Annotated in this window: 14 protein-coding genes; 6 read left to right on the top strand and 8 right to left on the bottom strand. The window is 69.9% G+C overall.

The window, feature by feature from the left end:
* The first annotated feature begins 36 nt into the window (after positions 1-36).
* Both ACAM54_RS15635 and ACAM54_RS15630 read left to right on the top strand, forming a co-directional pair.
* Positions 37-1,164: a porin gene (locus ACAM54_RS15635; protein ID WP_369648158.1), complete on the top strand. Its 1,128-nt coding sequence runs from the start codon at positions 37-39 to the stop codon at positions 1,162-1,164.
* 19 nt (positions 1,165-1,183) lie between these two features.
* Positions 1,184-2,161, top strand: coding sequence for a Bug family tripartite tricarboxylate transporter substrate binding protein (locus ACAM54_RS15630; RefSeq protein WP_369648157.1), 978 nt, complete (start codon positions 1,184-1,186; stop codon positions 2,159-2,161).
* Between the two features lie 10 nt (positions 2,162-2,171).
* Here ACAM54_RS15630 and ACAM54_RS15625 read toward each other — a convergent pair whose 3' ends face one another.
* Positions 2,172-3,059 carry an aldo/keto reductase gene (locus ACAM54_RS15625; RefSeq protein WP_369650985.1) on the bottom strand — a complete coding sequence of 296 codons (888 nt, stop codon included), beginning with the start codon at positions 3,057-3,059 and terminating at the stop codon, positions 2,172-2,174.
* 212 nt (positions 3,060-3,271) lie between these two features.
* Here ACAM54_RS15625 and imuA point away from each other — a divergent pair, with 212 nt between their 5' ends.
* The 4 genes from imuA (at position 3,272) to ACAM54_RS15605 (ending at position 9,764) form a co-directional block, all read left to right on the top strand.
* Complete coding sequence (imuA, locus tag ACAM54_RS15620; RefSeq protein ID WP_369648156.1) at positions 3,272-4,078, top strand: translesion DNA synthesis-associated protein ImuA; 807 nt, start codon at positions 3,272-3,274, stop codon at positions 4,076-4,078.
* The gene (locus tag ACAM54_RS15615) at positions 4,047-5,396 is read left to right on the top strand and encodes a DNA polymerase Y family protein (protein ID WP_369648155.1); all 1,350 of its coding nucleotides are present in this window, start codon (positions 4,047-4,049) and stop codon (positions 5,394-5,396) included. Before imuA ends, ACAM54_RS15615 begins: the two co-directional genes overlap by 32 nt.
* A complete protein-coding gene (locus ACAM54_RS15610) occupies positions 5,389-8,745 on the top strand; it encodes an error-prone DNA polymerase (protein WP_369648154.1) in 3,357 nt (1,118 codons plus the stop codon). Before ACAM54_RS15615 ends, ACAM54_RS15610 begins: the two co-directional genes overlap by 8 nt.
* 74 nt (positions 8,746-8,819) lie before the next feature.
* Positions 8,820-9,764, top strand: a complete 945-nt coding sequence (locus ACAM54_RS15605) for a hypothetical protein (RefSeq protein ID WP_145744827.1) — start codon at positions 8,820-8,822, stop codon at positions 9,762-9,764.
* A gap of 11 nt (positions 9,765-9,775) precedes the next feature.
* On the opposite strand, the gene ACAM54_RS15600 is transcribed toward ACAM54_RS15605, so the two are convergent.
* The 7 genes from ACAM54_RS15600 to ACAM54_RS15570 form a co-directional block, all read right to left on the bottom strand.
* Positions 9,776-10,006, bottom strand: coding sequence for a hypothetical protein (locus ACAM54_RS15600; RefSeq protein WP_145744829.1), 231 nt, complete (start codon positions 10,004-10,006; stop codon positions 9,776-9,778).
* Between the two features lie 96 nt (positions 10,007-10,102).
* A complete protein-coding gene (locus ACAM54_RS15595) occupies positions 10,103-10,702 on the bottom strand; it encodes a hypothetical protein (RefSeq protein ID WP_369648153.1) in 600 nt (199 codons plus the stop codon).
* Positions 10,703-10,734: 32 nt separating this feature from the next.
* Positions 10,735-12,249 carry a mannose-1-phosphate guanylyltransferase/mannose-6-phosphate isomerase gene (locus ACAM54_RS15590; RefSeq protein ID WP_369648152.1) on the bottom strand — a complete coding sequence of 505 codons (1,515 nt, stop codon included), beginning with the start codon at positions 12,247-12,249 and terminating at the stop codon, positions 10,735-10,737.
* 32 nt (positions 12,250-12,281) lie between these two features.
* Entirely contained in the window at positions 12,282-13,070 is a 789-nt protein-coding gene (locus ACAM54_RS15585; RefSeq protein ID WP_145744834.1) for a response regulator transcription factor, read from the bottom strand.
* A 59-nt stretch (positions 13,071-13,129) separates the two neighbouring features.
* Complete coding sequence (locus tag ACAM54_RS15580; protein WP_369648151.1) at positions 13,130-14,377, bottom strand: glycosyltransferase WbuB; 1,248 nt, start codon at positions 14,375-14,377, stop codon at positions 13,130-13,132.
* Complete coding sequence (locus ACAM54_RS15575; protein WP_369648150.1) at positions 14,374-15,639, bottom strand: lipopolysaccharide biosynthesis protein; 1,266 nt, start codon at positions 15,637-15,639, stop codon at positions 14,374-14,376. Before ACAM54_RS15575 ends, ACAM54_RS15580 begins: the two co-directional genes overlap by 4 nt.
* 31 nt (positions 15,640-15,670) lie before the next feature.
* Positions 15,671-16,603 (bottom strand): hypothetical protein, encoded by a 933-nt coding sequence (locus ACAM54_RS15570; protein ID WP_369648149.1) that lies wholly within the window; start codon positions 16,601-16,603, stop codon positions 15,671-15,673.
* Between the last annotated feature and the right edge of the window lies 1 nt (position 16,604).

The following is a 16,604-nucleotide window of genomic DNA, read 5'->3' as shown; positions in this document are numbered from 1 at the left end:
TTTTCAACCAAGAGAAGAAGCAGGAGACAAGAAAACATGAAGAGATTCTTGATGGGGTCGGCGCTGGCGCTGGCCGGCAGCGGCGCGGCGCACGCGCAGTCCAGCGTCACCGTGTTCGGCGTAATGGACCTCGGCGTGCAATACACGAAGGGCGAGGGCGGCGGCTCGGTCAGGGCGCTGTCGAACGGCGGCCTTTCGACCAGCCGGCTCGGATTCCGCGGCACCGAAGACCTGGGCGGCGGCCTGCGCGCGGGCTTCTGGCTCGAAGGCAGCCTGAACCCCGACAACGGCACCGGCCGCCCGAGCAACAGCAACAACCAGGCGAGCGGCGCGGGCACGGCAGGGCCGATCACCTTCGACCGCATGTCCTTCGTGAGCCTGTCGCACCAGAACTTCGGCGAGCTGCGCCTGGGCCGCGACTTCATCCCCACGCACTACAACAGCATCTACTTCGATCCCTTCAATGCCAACGGCGTGGCGCGCGCGGGCAACCTCACGTTCGCGGGTGCGGGCACCGGGCCGCTGCCCACCGGCATCACGGGCAGCAACACCGTGAGCTACTGGCTGCCGGCCGGGCTCGGCGGCTTCTACGGCATGGCGATGATCGGCACCGGGGAGAACGACTCCACTGCGCCGAACCGCGACGACGGCAACTTTGCCGGTGCGCGCTTCGGCTTTGCCGCGGGTGCGTTCGACATCGCGGCGGCCGTCACGCGCACGCACTTCGACGCCACCGCCGCCATCGGCAACTACACGCATGCCAACATCGGCGGCACGTGGGATGCGGGCTTTGCGAAATTCTTCGCGCTCTACAACAAGGTGACGGTGAAGCTTGCTGCCGGCACGGTGCGCAAGAACACCGCCGAGATCGGCGCGCACATTCCGGCCTTCGAGGTCGGCCGCATCCGCCTGAGCTACGCCTACCTGGACGACCGCAGCGACGAGAGCCTGCGCAACGCCAACGGCATGCCGCGCAACCGCGACGACGCGCGCCAGTTCGGCATCGGCTACGTGCACAACCTCTCGAAGCGCACCGCGCTCTACGGCACCTATGCGCGGCTCATGAACGGCGGGCAGGCGCGTTACGTGGTGAGCGGCGGCGTGGCACCGGCGGGCGGGCGCCGCTCGTCGGGCTGGGAGCTCGGCGTGCGGCATCTCTTTTGACTGAAGAAGGAGCAACGACATGCGACGCAGAAACCTCACTCTGGCGGCCCTCGCGGCCGGCACGACGCTGACCATGCTGCCCGGCGCGGCGGCCTGGAGCGCCGAAAGCAGCTACCCGGACAAGCCGCTGCGGCTGATCGTGGGCTTCGCGCCCGGCGGCGGCGCCGACGCGCTCACGCGCATCATCGCGGAGGGGCTCGCGAAGCAGCTCGGCCAGCAGGTGATCGTGGAGAACCGCCCCGGCGCCGACGGCGTGCTGGCGGCGCAGGCCACGTCGTCCGCCAAGCCCGACGGCTATACGCTGCTGATGGGCACCAACACCGCAATGGTGGCGGCGCCCACGCTGCGGCCGACGCCGCCCTACGACCCGTTCAAGGCCTTCACGCCGATCAGCTCGGCCGGCCAGTTCTCGATGTTCCTGGTGGTGCCGGCCAGCCTGCCGGTGAAGAGCGTGAACGAGCTGCTGGCCATGGTGGCGGCCAGGCCCGGCGCCTACAACTCGGCATCGAGCAACAGCGCTTCGGAGCTGGCCATGCTGCAGCTGCTGGGCGAGCGCAAGGTGGTCAACGCGCGCTACAAGGGCGACATGCAGGCCATGACCGACCTGCTGGGCGGACAGATCCACATGATGTTCACCACCGGCACGCTGGCGCCGGGCTTCGTGAAGGAGGGGCGCATCCGCGCGTTGGTCACGCTGCTGCCGCAGCGCAGCGCCTTGCTGCCCGACGTGCCCACGGGCGGCGAGCTCGGGCTGGGCAAGCTCACCATCACGCCCTGGGCCGGCTTCTTCGGGCCGCCGGGGCTGCCGCAGGCGATCACCGACAAGCTGTCGCAGGAGTTGCAGAACACGCTCAAGCGGCCCGAGGTGCATGCACAGCTGGTGCAGCAGGGCTTCGAGGGCTACGGCATGAGCCCCGCGAAGTTCGCCGAGTTCTTCCGCGCGCAGTACGAGGCCTTCGGCGCCACCGTGCGGCAGCACAACGTGAAGTTCGAATAGCGGCGGCGGCTCAGAGCCCGATCGATTCCGCGTTGCGGCGCCAGAACGCCGCATCCGGGAACGCGCCCGCGCCGGCCGCGGCGTTGTCGGCCATGTGCTCGGCGCGGCTGGTGCCGGGAATCGTGCAGGTCACGGCCGGGTGGCTCAGCACGAACTTCAGCAGCACCTGCGCCCAGCTCGCGCAGCCGATCTCGCCGGCCCAGGCGGGCAGGGGCTTGCCGCGCAGCCGGCGCAGGAGGCCGCCGCCGCCGAAGGGCATGTTGACGATCACCGCCACGCCGCGCTCGGCCGCGAGCGGCAGCAGGCGCTCTTCGGCCTCGCGCGCGTCGAGCGAATAGTTGATCTGCAGGAAGTCGAGCTTCTCGGCGCGCAGCACGGCCTCGACCTCGCGGTAGGCCGAGGCCGTGTAGTGCGTGATGCCGATGTAGCGCACGCGGCCTTTCTCTTTCCAGCCGCGCAGCGTGGCGAGGTGGGTTTTCCAGTCCATCAGGTTGTGCACCTGCATCAGGTCCATGCGCTGGGTGCGCAGCCGCGCGAACGACTGCTCCATCTGCGCGATGCCGGCCTCGCGGCCCGAGGTCCAGACCTTGGTGGCGAGAAAGGCCTGGGTCTCGCGCGGCTTCGCTATGGCGGCCAGCAGCTCGCCGGTGCTTTCCTCGGAGCGGCCGTACATCGGCGAGCTGTCGATCACCGTGCCGCCGGCTGCGAAGAGGGCGTCGAGCACGCCGGGCAGGCGCTGGTATTCGTCGCTGCCGGGGCGCTGGTCGAAGCCGATCCAGGTGCCGCAGCCGACCACCGGCAGGGCTTCTTGCGTGGAGGGGATGGGGCGGGTATTCATCTTCAGGCTGCCTTGCTGCGCGGATGCGGGGGGAAGCGCCGCGCCGGCGCACAGCGCCATGCCCAGCCGCAGCAGCCGGGCGCGCGTGAGGGAAAGACCGTTTGCCTGCAGGGTCACGGGAAAAAAAGTCCTCCGGGGGTGGCTTTGCCGTTCGAGCTTTCAGTATCGGCCGGGACGGCGCAGAGGGCCACCGCGCGAGAAAAGCCCCTCCAGCCGGCTTTGCGGTTGCGATGCATGGAATACTGTATAAAAATACAGTTAACAGTTGAATCATGGGCCTCCCTTTCCTCGACTCCTTTTCCGCTGCCGCGGGCCGCGGCGTCTGGCATGCCGACGAGCTCGGGCTGGCCGACGCGCAGGTGGTTGCCACCGGCCACGCCGCGCTCGACGCGGAGTTGCCGGGAGGCGGCTGGCCGGTCGGCGCCATGACGGAGCTGCTGCAGACCGCGCCCGAGGCGCATGTCTGGCGCCTGCTGCTGCCCGCGCTGGCGCAGGCGGTGGCCGCGCACGGCGGGCCGGTGGTGCTGATCGGCGCGCCCTACGAGCCCTGCGCGGCGGCGCTCGCGGCGCAGGGGCTGCCGGTGGAGGCGCTGATGTGGGTCCGCAGCGAGGCGCCGGCCGCGCGGCTGTGGGCCTGCGAGCAGGCGCTGCGCTGCGCCGACGTGGCGGCCGTGCTGGCCTGGCTGCCGCAGGCCAGGGTGGGCGAGCTGCGGCGGCTGCAATTGGCGGCCGCCCAGCACGAGGTGCTGCTCTTCGTGTGCCGGCCCGCATCGGCCGCGCAGGGCGCATCGCCGGCACGGCTGCGCCTTCAGGTGGAAAGCTGCGAGGCCGATGCGTCGCAGATCGAACTGCGCATCTTGAAGCGCCGCGGTCCGCCGCTGGCCGCGCCCGTCATGCTGCCCGCGCGCAACGAGCGCATGGCCGCATTGCTGGCCGCCGCCCGGCTGCGCCGCAAGCTGCGGCTGCGGCAGCAGGGCACGGCGCCGGCCGCCGAGGCAGCCGGGTCGGCCACCGTGGTGCGCATCGACGCGTGGAAAGGAAACGGAAATGCACTGGATCGCGTTGCGGTGGTCGCTTGATGCCGACGCGCCCGATGCCCCGGTGCTTCCCACGCCCGAGGCGCTGGGCTGGTGGGCGCTGCGCTACACGCCGCACGTCGCCTGGCAGGACGAGGCGCTGATGCTCGAAGTCTCGGCCTGCGAGCGCCTGTGGGGCGGGCGCTCGTCGCTGATGCGCCAGCTGGCCCACGAGAACCCCGCGCCCGGCGCCGTGATGCGCGGCGCGCAGGGCGCCACGAGCCTGATCGCGCTGGCGCGGCTGCGCCTGTTCGAGCGCAACGAGAGCCGGCCCAGGGACATTCCCGCCGGCCTGCCGCTGGACACGCTGACGGCCGCGCGTCCCCACCTCGACCTGCTCGCGCGCCTGGGCTGCCGCACCTGGGGCGAGGTGGCGGCCCTGCCGCGCGGCGGCCTCACGCGGCGCTTTGGCGTGGAACTGCGCGAAGCGCTCGACACCGCCTGGGGCCTGCGACCTGAAAGCCACGACTGGCTCACGCTGCCCGACGTGTTCGAGCAGAAGCTGGAGCTGCCCGCGCTGGCCGAGACCGCACCCGAATTGATGTGGTCGGCCAACCGCCTGCTCGCGGCGCTGCAGATCTGGCTGCGCGCGCGCCAGCGCGGCGCGCGTGCGCTCGAACTGCAGTGGACGCTCGATCTCAAGCGCTTCAATGGCGTGAACCTGCCGCCGCACCAGCAGGTCACCGTGCGCACGGCCGAGCCCACGCAGGACATGGCGCACCTGCGCCGCCTGCTGTCCGAAAAGCTGGCTCTCACCACGCTCGCGGCACCTGCGAGCTGGCTCCGGCTGCGCACGCTCGAGACCGATCCGTGGGCCGGCGCCAGCACCAGCTTCCTGCCCGAGGACAACCGCAAGGGCGACAGGCTGCACGAGATGGTCGAGCGGCTCAGCGTGCGGCTCGGAGCGCACCAGGTGGTGGTGCCCGCTGCGCAGGCCGACCACCGGCCCGAGCGCAAGCAGGCCTGGCGCCCCGCGCTGCAGCAGGACAAGGCGCTGGCGGACAAGGCCGGCAAGCAAGCGAAGGCCGCGGCTTTGCAGCCCGATGCCCTCTACCCGCCCTGGCTGCTGCCCGAGCCGCTGCTGCTCGAGATGGATGGCGAGAGCCCGTGCTACCGCGGCCCGCTGCGCAAGCTGGTCGGGCCGCAGCGCATCGAGGCGGGCTGGTGGGGCGGCAAGGAAGACGGCGGCCAGCCGGCGATGCGCGACTACTACGTGGCGGAAAGCCCCGAGGCCGGCCTGGTGTGGATCTTTCGCGAGCGGCCCTCGGCGCGCTTTTCTCCGGCCGAGGTGCGCTGGTACCTGCAGGGGTTCTATGCCTGACCTGAGCGAAAAGCAGCCGCGCGGGCGCAACTCGGCCAAGGTGCATGCGCTGCCCTTGCCTTTGCGCAGGAAGCCTGCCCCCACGCTGCCCGACTACGCCGAGCTGCACTGCCTCAGCAACTTCAGCTTCCAGCGCGGCGCCTCGACGCCCGAGGAACTGGTCGAGCGCGCCTACCAGCTCGGCTACACGGCGCTGGCCATCACCGACGAATGCTCGGTGGCGGGCATCGTGCGCGCCCATGTCTGCCTGCGCGAGCTGCCGGCCAAGCTCGCGGAATACGAGCGCGAGCATCCCGACGAAGCGCCGCTCCCGCGCAACCCCGGCTTCCGGCTGCTGTTCGGCAGCGAATTCCGCTTCGAGCGCTTCAGGCTGGTGGTGATCGCGAACGGCACGGAAGGCTGGGGCAACCTCTGCGAGTTCATCACCGCCGCGCGCAACACCGAACTGCCCAAGGGCGAGTACCGCGTGAGCTGGGAGCACAGCGACGTGGCCTCGCTGCAGGACTGCCAGGTTCTCTTCGTGCCGCACCGCGCGCCGGGCGCCGCCGCGGACACGGCCACGCTGCATGAAGACCTGCTGGCCGCCAAGACGCTCTACGCAGGCAACCTCTGGCTGGCGGTGGAAATGCTCAACGAGCTCGACGACGACCTCTGGTTCGCCGCGCTGCTGCAGGCGGGCGAGCAAACGGGCGTGCCGCTGGTGGCGGCCGGCGACGTGCACATGCACGCGCGTTCGAGCAAGCCGCTGCACGACGTGCTGACGGCTGTGCGCGAAGGAAAAACGGTGGCCGAATGCGGCTTTGCGCTGCAGCCCAATGCCGAGCGGCACCTGCGGCAGCGGGTGCGGCTGGCCGAGCTCTATCTGCCCCAGATGCTGCTGAATACGCTGGTGGTGGCCGAACGCTGCCGGTTCGATCCCGAGGTGATCCGCGAGAACTACAAGTACCCGCTCGAAACCGTGGGCAGCAGCGAGACGCCGGCTGAGACGCTGGTGCGCAAGACGTGGGAGGGGGCGGCGCTTCGCTACCCCGAGGGCATTCCCGCCAAGGTGCGTGCGCAGCTCGAGAAGGAACTCGCGCTGATCGTCGAGATGAAGTACGAGATGTTCTTCCTCACGGTGGAAGACATCGTGCGCTTCGCCAAGTCGCAGGACATCCTCTGCCAGGGCCGCGGCTCCTCGGCCAATTCGGCGGTCTGCTATTGCCTGGGCATCACCGCGATCAATCCTGAAAAAGGCCACCTGCTGTTCGAGCGCTTCCTGAGCCGGCACCGCCACGAGCCGCCCGACATCGACGTCGACTTCGAGCACCAGCGGCGCGAAGAGGTCATCCAGTACATCTACGAGAAGTACGGCCGCGATCGCGCAGCCATCGCGGCCGTCGTCATCTGCTACCGCGCGCGCAGCGCCCTGCGCGACGTCGGCAAGGCCATGGGCATCGACGAACGGCTGATCGACGAATTCGCCAAGGACCACTACTGGTTCGACGACACCGTGCTGGGCGAGCAGCTGTTCAAGGCGGCCGCGCGCGTCGGCGTGGAGGAAGACGAGCTCAAGCTGGTGCAATGGATCGAAATGACGCAGCGGCTCAAGGGCTTTCCGCGCCACCTGAGCCAGCACGTGGGCGGCTTCGTGCTCACGCACACCCGGCTCACGCGGCTGGTGCCGGTCGAGAAGGCGTCCATGAAGGACCGCTCCGTCATCCAGTGGGAGAAGGACGACCTCGAAGCCATGGGCATGCTCAAGGTCGACGTGCTCGCGCTCGGCATGCTCAGCGCGATACGTCGCGGGCTCGATCACATGAACCGCTGGCGCGGCTCGACGGTGCAGATGCACCAGATCCCCAACGACGACCGGAAGGTGTTCGACATGATCTGCGACGCCGACACCATCGGCGTGTTCCAGATCGAGAGCCGGGCGCAGATGTCGATGCTGCCGCGGCTGAAGCCGCGCTGCTACGAAGACCTGGTGATCGAGGTGGCGATCGTGCGGCCCGGGCCCATCCAGGGCGGCATGGTGCATCCCTACCTCAAGCAGCGCGAGCGGGTGGCCAAGGACCTGGCGATCCACTACGAGAAGGAAGAACTGAAGCCCGCGCTCGAGCGCACGCTGGGCATTCCGATCTTCCAGGAGCAGGTGATGCAGATCGCGATGATCGCGGCCAGGTTCACCGCCGACGAAGCCGACCAGCTGCGCCGCGCGATGGCGGCATGGAAGCGCAAGGGCGGCCTCGAGAAGTTCCACCACAAGCTCGTGAAGGGCATGACCGACCACGGCTACAAGGCCGAGTTCGCCGAGGCCATCTTCAAGCAGATCCTCGGCTTCGGCGACTACGGCTTTCCCGAAAGCCACGCCGCGAGCTTTGCCTTGCTGGTCACCGTGAGCAGCTGGCTCAAGAACTACGAACCCGCCTGCTTCCTCGCGGCGCTGCTCGACTCGCAGCCGATGGGCTTCTACAGCCCCTCGCAGCTGGTGCAGGATGCGCGGCGGCATGGCGTCGAGGTGCGGCCGGCCGACGTGACCTGCAGCGGCATCGACACCACGCTCGAAGCCCGCGCCCCCGATGCGCCGCGCATGCCGCCGGGCACCGATGCGCGCTATGCCGATCGCCTCGGCCGCGAGAACCAGCCCGCGGTGCGGCTCGGCCTGAACCGCATTTCAAGCCTCAGCAAGGAGGGCGCCAGGCGCCTGCTCGAAGCGCGCGCGCAGGCACCCTTCACCAGCACCGAAGACCTCGCGCTGCGCGCCGAGCTCGACGGCAAGGACATGGCGGCGCTGGCCGCGGCCGATGCGCTGATGTCGCTCTCGGGCCACCGCCGCCAGCAGGTGTGGGACGCCACCGCGCAGCACCGCTCGCCGGCCCTGCTCAAGGGCGTGCCGATCAACGAGCCGGTGCTGCAGCTGCCCGCGGCGCCCGAGGGCGAGGAGATCGTCGGCGACTATGCCGCGCTCGGCCTCACACTGCGCCGCCATCCGCTCGCGCTGCTGCGCCCGCGCCTCGCGCGCATGAGGCTCATGAGCGCGGAGCAATTGCGCGCACAGCCCAGCGGCCAGACCGTGCGCGCCTGCGGCATCGTCAAGGGCCGCCAGCGCCCGGGAACCGCCAACGGCACCATCTTCGTCACGCTCGAGGACGAGACCGGCAATGTCAACGTGATCGTCTGGAGCCACGTCATCGAGGCCTGGCGCGAGCCGCTGCTGAAGTCGCACCTGCTCGCGGTGCAGGGCACCTGGCAGCGCGACGACGACAGCGGCGGCAAGGTGCAGCACCTGATCGCCACCGGCTTCAAGGACCTGACGCCGCTGATGGGCCGGCTGGCGCAGAGCAACACCAGCCGCGACTTCCATTGAGGGCAGGGCATCGAATGCAACCGATCGTTCCATGCCTCGCGCACCCCACGACTTTTCGCTAACCTGTTTCTCCCATGCCCGCATTCGCCCTCGATCCCGTCGTCGACGCGCCGATCGGCCCGCCGCCGCCCGCGCCCGACGTGCCCATTCCCGTGCCGCCGCCACCGCCGCCCGGGCCTCCGCCCGAGGGCGATCCGCCACCCGTGGAGCCGCCGTTCACCGACCCCGGTTTTCCGCCGCCCGTGATCGATCCTCCGCCGCCGATGCAGCGCACCGGCGAGCTGCCATTCGGCAAGCTGCATGCACGGCGGCTGCGCGAGATCTACCGTTCGGCGGGCTGGCCCTGCTGCGACGCCATCGAGGTCGAGCTGCTTGCGGGCGGGTTCCTCGAACGCATGCGCACGCCGCATGGCCACGAGACCCTGCGCGTGACCGATGCCGGCATTGCGCGCATTGCCACCACGCTCACCCTCAACCGCGCGGCGCTCTCGCCGCACGAGGCGCTGGTCGAGCGCGTGGCGCGCGAAATGACCCGCGGCGGCCGCATTGCCTGGCGCGGCCTTGGCCTGCGGGCGCGCCTGCCGCCGCTCGAAGAGGGCGGCAAGCCGCGCTGGTGCATCGCGAAGCCCGACGTGTTCTCGATCCGCAATACCAGCGTCGAAGCCTATGCGCATCCCATCGTTCACGAGGTGAAGGTGAGCCGCGCCGACCTGCTGGGCGACCTGCGCAGGCCCGACAAGCGCGCGGCCTACCTCGACCTGGGCGGCGAGTGCTGGTACGTGCTGGGCAACGATGCGCGCGGCCGCTGCATTGCATCGCCCGACGAGGTTCCGCCGGAGTGCGGCGTGCTCGTGCTCGAAGGCGAAAGGCTGGTGGTCGCGCGCGCCGCCGTGCACCGCGCCTTCGATCGCATTCCGTTCGGCGTGTGGCTCGCGCTTGCCAAGGCCCAGCCCATCGCGGGCTTCGATGACGACGCGCAGGACCTGCTCGGCGAGGCCGGCGCAGAGGACGGCATCTAGGCAATTTCCATTCAGCCGGCCGGTGGCCACCAGTGCTCGGCGGTGGTGCGCAGCACGCGCGCCGCATGCAGGCGCACGTCATTGCCATCGCAAGGGAGGCCGCCGCCATCGCGGTCTTTTTCCGTGGCCACGCGAAAGGGCCAGGTCGAGATCCGGCCCACGGGCTGGCGCGGCTGCGAGCGCCGCAGCGGCGAGAAAAACAGGATTCGCGCAGAGGACGCCGGCGGGCTGGCGGTGGTCATGGTGTCGCCTTGAATGTTTGCTCTTGGAGACGAGTCATTCTAGAGGAAACACTGTATGAAAGAACAGTATTTTCGCAGCACCGCGGCGCACCGGGCTCAGGTGTCGAAAAGCGGCTGCGCTGCCCTCGGCATGTCCGGCCCGCTGCGCAGGTTGTGCTCGATGAACTCGCGCGCAATGGCATCCACGTTGGCCGGCGCCGGCGTGTCGAAGGACATGCGGTACTTCAGCAGCCGGCCGTCGCGGGCCGTGAGAAAGGTGAACGACTCGTAGGCCTTGCGCGTGACGGCATGCACGATGCGCAGGCTCACGCGGCGAAAGTCCTGCCCCTCGATCCGTACGTCGGTGATGGGGCCGACCTCCACCTCGGCGTAGAGGCCGCGCGCCACCGCGAGCCGGACCTCGTTCACCGAAGACTCGAACTGCGCTGCGAAGCGCGGATCGTCGACGCCGGCCTGCCAGTGGCCCTGCTTCAGGTCGTACAGGTAGACGTCGACCCAGCCCACGCGGCTCTCGTAGCGGTGGCTGACGCCCAGCCCCGGCAGCCGTGCCTCGTGCCAGGTCGAGCGCACGTACTGCCACGTCACCGCGCCGGCCGCGGGCGCCGCCGGCACGGGCGTGGCTGGCGGCGTGGCGCTGGGCGCCGCGCAGCCCGAGAGCAGGGCGGCGGCCAGCAGCGCAGGCCAGAGCTTGGTCATGGCGGATGCTGCGTGGTGCCCGTGCGGCGGCGCTACGGGGCGGGGGCCAGCTGCGGCGCGGCCACGGGCATGACGGCCACCACGGGCACGGCCGGTACGCCGGCATCCGGCAGCGCATCGCCGTTGCGCGCCTTGATCGAAGGGCAGCGGCCGTAGGTGTCGTCGAAGCGCACGATGTCGTCCTCGCCCAGGTAGCCGCCGGTCTGCACCTCGATCACTTCGAGCATCGTCTTGCCCGGGTTCTCCAGCCGGTGGATGGCGCCCAGCGGCAGGTAGATGGATTCGTTCTCGCGCACCAGCGTGACCTGCCCGTCGCAGGTGGCCTTGGCCGTGCCCTGCACCACGATCCAGTGCTCGGCGCGGTGGTGGTGCATCTGCAGCGACAGCTTGGCGCCGGGCTTGACGGTGAGCCGCTTCACCTGGAAGCGCTCGCCGAAGTCGAGCTTGTCGTAGGCGCCCCAGGGCCGCACCACGCGCCGGTGTTCCGTGGCCTCGGCCCGGCCGTCGGCCGTGAGCATCCGCACCACGTCGCCGACCTGCTCGGCGCAGTCCGCGCCCGCCACCAGCACGGCGTCGGGGGTGTCCACGATGATCAGGCCGCGGGTGCCCAGCGCCACCACGCGGCGGTGCGGCGCGTGGATGAAGGTGTCGCTCGAACGCAGCGCGCTGGCGTTGCCGCTCAGCCGGTTGCCGCTGCCGTCTTCCGCGTGCAGCGTGGCCACCGCGTTCCAGCTGCCGACGTCGCTCCAGTTGCCGGTGAACTTGACGACCGAGATGGCCTCGTGCTTTTCGAGCACCGCATAGTCGATGCTGTCGCTGCGGCAGGCCTCGAAGGCCTCGCGGTCGAGCCGGTCGAAGCTGCCGTCGGCCGTGACGGCAGCGGTGGCGCGTTCGCAGGCCTCGAGGATGTCGGGTGCATGCTTGCGCAGCGCCGCAACGAGGGTGTCGGCGCGCGCCAGGAAGATGCCGGCGTTCCAGCTGTAGCCGCCGTGCAGGATCAGCGACTCGGCCACGGCGGCCGTGGGCTTTTCCACGAAGCGCACCACCGCGTGGCTGTGGCCGTCGGCCGAGGGTGCGCCGGCCTCGATGTAGCCATAGGCCGTGCTCGCGAAGCTGGGCGCCACGCCGAAGGTCACGATGCGCCCGGCCAGCGCGGCGTCGATGCCGCTGCGCACCGTCTGCGCGAAGAGCGCGGTGTCGGGAATGTGGTGGTCGGCCGGCGCGAACAGCAGCAGGTCGTCCGGCCCCGCGCGCAGCGCCGCGGCGGCCATGGCGGCCGCCGTGTTGCGCGCCACAGGCTCCAGGATCTGGCGGCCGGTCGCGCCGGCCCTGTCGACCGCCTCGCGCACCAGGAAGCGGTGGTCTTCCGATGCCACGCAGGTGATGTTGCGGTTCAGGCTGCACAGGCGCTCCAGCGTCAGCTGCAGCAGGCTCTTGCTGCCGATCAGCGGTGCGAACTGCTTGGGCAGGGTCTTGCGCGAAAGAGGCCACAGGCGCGTGCCGCTGCCGCCGCACAGCACGACGGGATGGATGGTGGGGGTGGTCATGGCGTCATCCTCGTGAATTGGAGGTACTTCGGTCAGAGCTGGCCGGTGTGGGTGGCCAGGCTCACCGCCTGCGCGCGCGAATGCACGTGCAGCTTCTTGTAGATGTTCTTGATGTGGGCGTTGACGGTCTGCCCCGAGATGCCGAGCCGCATGCTGATCTCCTTGGAAACGCAGCCGCGCGCCACGAAGCGCAGCACCTCGCGCTCGCGTGCGGTCAGCGTGGCTTCGCGCAGCGGCGTTTCCGTGGCCGGCCGTTCGCCGCTGCCCTGCAGGTTCATGCGCGTGAGCAGCCGGCGCGTCAGCTTGGGCGTGATGGCCGCGCCGCCGTTGACCACCTGCAGCACGGCCTCGGCAAAGCTCTGCAGCCAGGCGTGCTTGAGCAGGTAGCCGGTGGCGCCGAGCTCGAAGGCGTGCATCACGTGGGCATCGTCCTCCAGCGCGGAGATCACGATGATCTCGCAGTAGCGGTGCAGCTTGCGCGCCTCGCGGATCAGGTCGAAGCCCGAGCCGTCGCCCAGCCGCAGGTCGACCATCAGCACGTCGAACTCGTGGGTGGCCAGCAGGCGGCGGCCGTCGCGCACGCTGCTGCCTTGCCCCTCGAGCTGGATGCGCATGTCCGACAGCAGTTCCTGGGCGATCACGCGCCGCATGAATTCGTCGTCGTCGATGAGCAGCACGCGCACCGGCGCGTCTTCCTGCCCGGTGAGGAAGTGCGGCCACAGCGGTTCGGGCGGTGGGCACAGGCCAGGCGGGCTGGCTTTCCGGCGCTCCGGCAGGCGGCCGGGATCCGGCGTGTCGGAAGGAGGAGTGGTGTCGGACATGTGGATCCCCAGGTTGGAGTTGGAGGGCGTGGATGTCGTGGGTGGCGTGTGTTGTGGTGTCAGTCGGCAAGGCAGCGCAGCAGCTCGCGCTCCAGGCGCTGCAGGATGGCGTTCTGGTCCAGCTCGGTTTCGGCGAAGGAGCGCGCGGCCGCCCCCATGGCTTCGCGCTCCGGGCGCGAGGTGGCGAGCTGCGCGATGGCCTCGGCCAGCGCATCGGCGTCGCCGGGCGCAACCACCAGGCCGCGGCCCGACACCACGTTGCTCAGTTCGGTGCCCGCATGCGCCGTGACGATCACGGCCTTGCCGCTCGCGAGCATGCCGCCCAGCTTCGAGGGCATCACCAGGTCCGCTGCGTCGGCGCGCTGCGGCAGCACGTGGATGTCGGCCATGCCCAGCAGCTCGTTGAGCCGCTCGGCCGGCTGCAGGTCGAGAAAATGTACGTGGTCCAGGCCGGCGCATGCGGCCTTCAGCGGCTCGCGGCTCGGCCCGTTGCCGCAGAGCACGAAGTGGATGTGCCTGGCGGCCGCCAGCCGGCCCGCCGCCTCGGCCAGCAGCTCGATGCCCTGCTTGTTGCCCAGGCTGCCCGCATAGAGCACCACGACCGCGTCGTCCGGAATGCCGAGCATGGCCCGGTAGCCGTTCGCGCCGTCGCCGGAGCCCGGGGCCGCGGCCGGCTGCGGGTAGATCGAGCGCACGTCCACCCAGTTGGGAAGCAGCACCAGCCGGGCCGCGTCGATGCCCTTGTTCCTGGCCTTGTCGAGCATTGCGGCGGAGATGGTCGACACCCGGCTGAAGCGGCTCAGGAGCCAGCGCTCGGCCGAGAGCGCGAAGCGCCGCACCCGCGCACCGCGCACCAGGCCCAGGTCGAAGGCCGCGTCCACCTCGTAGTCCTGGATGTGCAGCCATGACTTGATGCCCAGCATCCGCGAGAAGAACAGCACCGCCGGCGCGCAGAAAAGAGGCGGTTCCACGACGAAGACCAGGTCCGGCTTCCAGCGCAGCTGCCCGAAGAGCAGCGGCATGCTCGACAGCATGAAGGAGAACAGGTGCACCATGCGCGCCAGCGCGCGCGGCCGGGCGGGCACCCAGGTGGGGGCGCGCCAGACCGTGATGCCGTTCCAGTCCGTCTTGCGGTAGGCCCAGGCCGAGTGCCCTTCGAACGGCACCCAGTGCGGAAAGAACGGCGGCGAAGCGATCACCCGGACCGCGTGGCCCTTGGCATGCAGCCACTGGGCCATCTCGCCCGAGTACTTGCCGATGCCGACGAGCTCCGGCGTGAAGTTCATCGAATAGAGCAGGATTTTCATGAAGGTCTCTGGAAGGAACCGCGAACCAGCCGCGCGAGCGGAAAGAAGCCGAGCAGCGCACGCATCCGCACCTCGTAGAGGAGCAGGTCGGACACGGCGGCAATGAAGAACACGTAGTGCGGCTTGCCGGGAAACACCGACACCACCACGCCGTAAGCCAGGAGCCGCAGCAGCACCTCGGCCAGCGCCCACCACCCCAGCGAGCCCATCGGCACCTTGAGCGCGAGCAGCATCTCGTGGTGGACCGTGTAGGTGCGCAGCAGGAAATAGGGCGCCATGCACAGGAAGATCTCGAGCGCCTCGCGCCCCACCTTCAGCAGCGGCGCGGCGGCCGTGATCACGACGCCGAGCCCGGCGAAGAGCGCGCAGCCCAGCAGGAAAGAGTGCCTGGCGAGCCGCAGGTCCGTGCCGTCCGCGTCCGCGGGATCGGTGCCCAGCATCGGGCGCGTCTTGGTGTAGAGGAAGGCCTGCACGAATTGAGAGGGCGCCTCCGCCAGCAGGAAGGCGATCTTGAAGGCGCCCACATACCCGAGCGGCATGAAGAAGGCCACCACCAGCAGGTCCGACTTGCGCAGCAGGAATATCAGCAGCGAATAGACGGTGGCTTTGCCCTGCGATGCCAGTTCGAGCGCGGCGGGCCCGGCCGGCGGGCCCGCGACCCAGCGCGTCTGCATGCAGGCCGCGCCGACCAGCACGAAGGCCAGCAGGTTGATCAGCAGCAGCTGCGTCGCGCGCAGCTCGGCGCCCCAGGCGGCGAAGGCCGCCACGCCGATCACCAGGATGGTCGAGCGGATGCCTCCCTCCAGGTTGAGCAGGCCGGCACGGCCCAGCCCCCGGCTGTACGACAGGCGCAGGCTCATGAACGAGAAGACCGCGAGCGCCGCCATCAGCAGCGCGAAGGGCGCGCCCACCACCGGCAGGTGCTGGATGCGCAGCACGACGGCGCTCAGCAGTGCGGCCAGCGGAAACCCGATGGCCAGCGTGCGGACCACGTCGCCGCGGCGCACGCCCGGCGGCACGGTGGCGGCATGGCGCGCGAACAGCAGCGGACTGCCCAGCATGGCCACCACCAGCGCCACTTCCATCACCGACTGGTAGATCGAGTACTCGCCGAAGTCCGACGGCGAGACATGCGCGGCCATCAGGAACAGCGCCGCAAAGCCTGCAAGGTACACATAGAGCCGCGAAGCCAGCGCCCCCACGCCGTGGAGCTGCACCGCGCGCATGCCGGTGAGTTGAACGGTGCGGTTCAGGATGTTCATGGCCGTGCTTGTTTGCCCGCGGGAGTCGGCGTCATTTCGGTTCGGCCGCGCCGGCAAAGCGCCCGCCGCCCGCGGGGCGCTGCGCCAGCTGGCGCGCGCCGAAGGCCCAGTTCTTGGCCCGGCGCGCCAGCCGCAGTGCATAGGTCAGCGCGGCGACCGTGTGCACCCGGCCGTGCAGCACGTGCGCCATCGCGATCTTGGCGCCGCCCTGGAAGTGCAGCGCCAGCACGTTCACCAATTCGCCCGCCGGCGTGACCAGGCAGGGCTGGCCGTCGACGAACACGAGGCGCTTGGCGCCGCCCCGGTCCTGGAATTCGTTCACGAGCAGGTTGTGTCCGCCGTTGATGTTGTGGTCGATCACGCGTCCACCGAACACCCGGTTGATGGGCGCTGCATTGCCGCTCGCATGGGCCCAGAGGTGCAGCAGGGTCATGTCCGAGACCCCGCCGCGCACGCCCCGCGCGGCAAACCGCGCCGCGATCGCGCGCAGCTTCCTGCGGCCGCTGGGCGTTGCATACGTGTTGAGCAGGAACGCGATGAACTGCTGCAGGCCTGCGGCGGTCCAGTAGCTGACGTGCGGCGAGATCTGGCAGGGGTCCCAGCCGTCGACAGGGCGCAGGTACGAGCCCGAAAAATCCGCCTTGCCCGCCACGCGCCGGATGTGCGCGCCGATGCCGCGGAACAGCAGCACGTCGCTGTCGATCAGCACGAACTCGCGGTGCTCGGGGTGGGCACGCAGATATTCAGACAGCAGGAAGTAGCGCCGGAAGCAGATCTTCTCGAACTCCGGCAGATTGCTCGACAGGTGCACGTAGGTGCGGCACAGGCGCTCGTAGCCGGGCCCGGCATCGGTGCCCGACAGCACGATCAGCGGCTCCCCGGCACGTGCCGCCGATTCGCGGCACAGCAGCAGGGACTTGTTCTGGCGGTCTTCCACCACGATGAAGGCAAGGGAATGGGTCATG

Origin of the sequence: Variovorax sp. V93 (genome assembly GCF_041154485.1) — a bacterium.
In the GTDB taxonomy this organism is placed as follows: domain Bacteria; phylum Pseudomonadota; class Gammaproteobacteria; order Burkholderiales; family Burkholderiaceae_C; genus Variovorax; species Variovorax beijingensis_A.
Note: the sequence above shows the minus strand (reverse complement) of the source record. Positions and strands in the feature narration are given on the sequence as shown.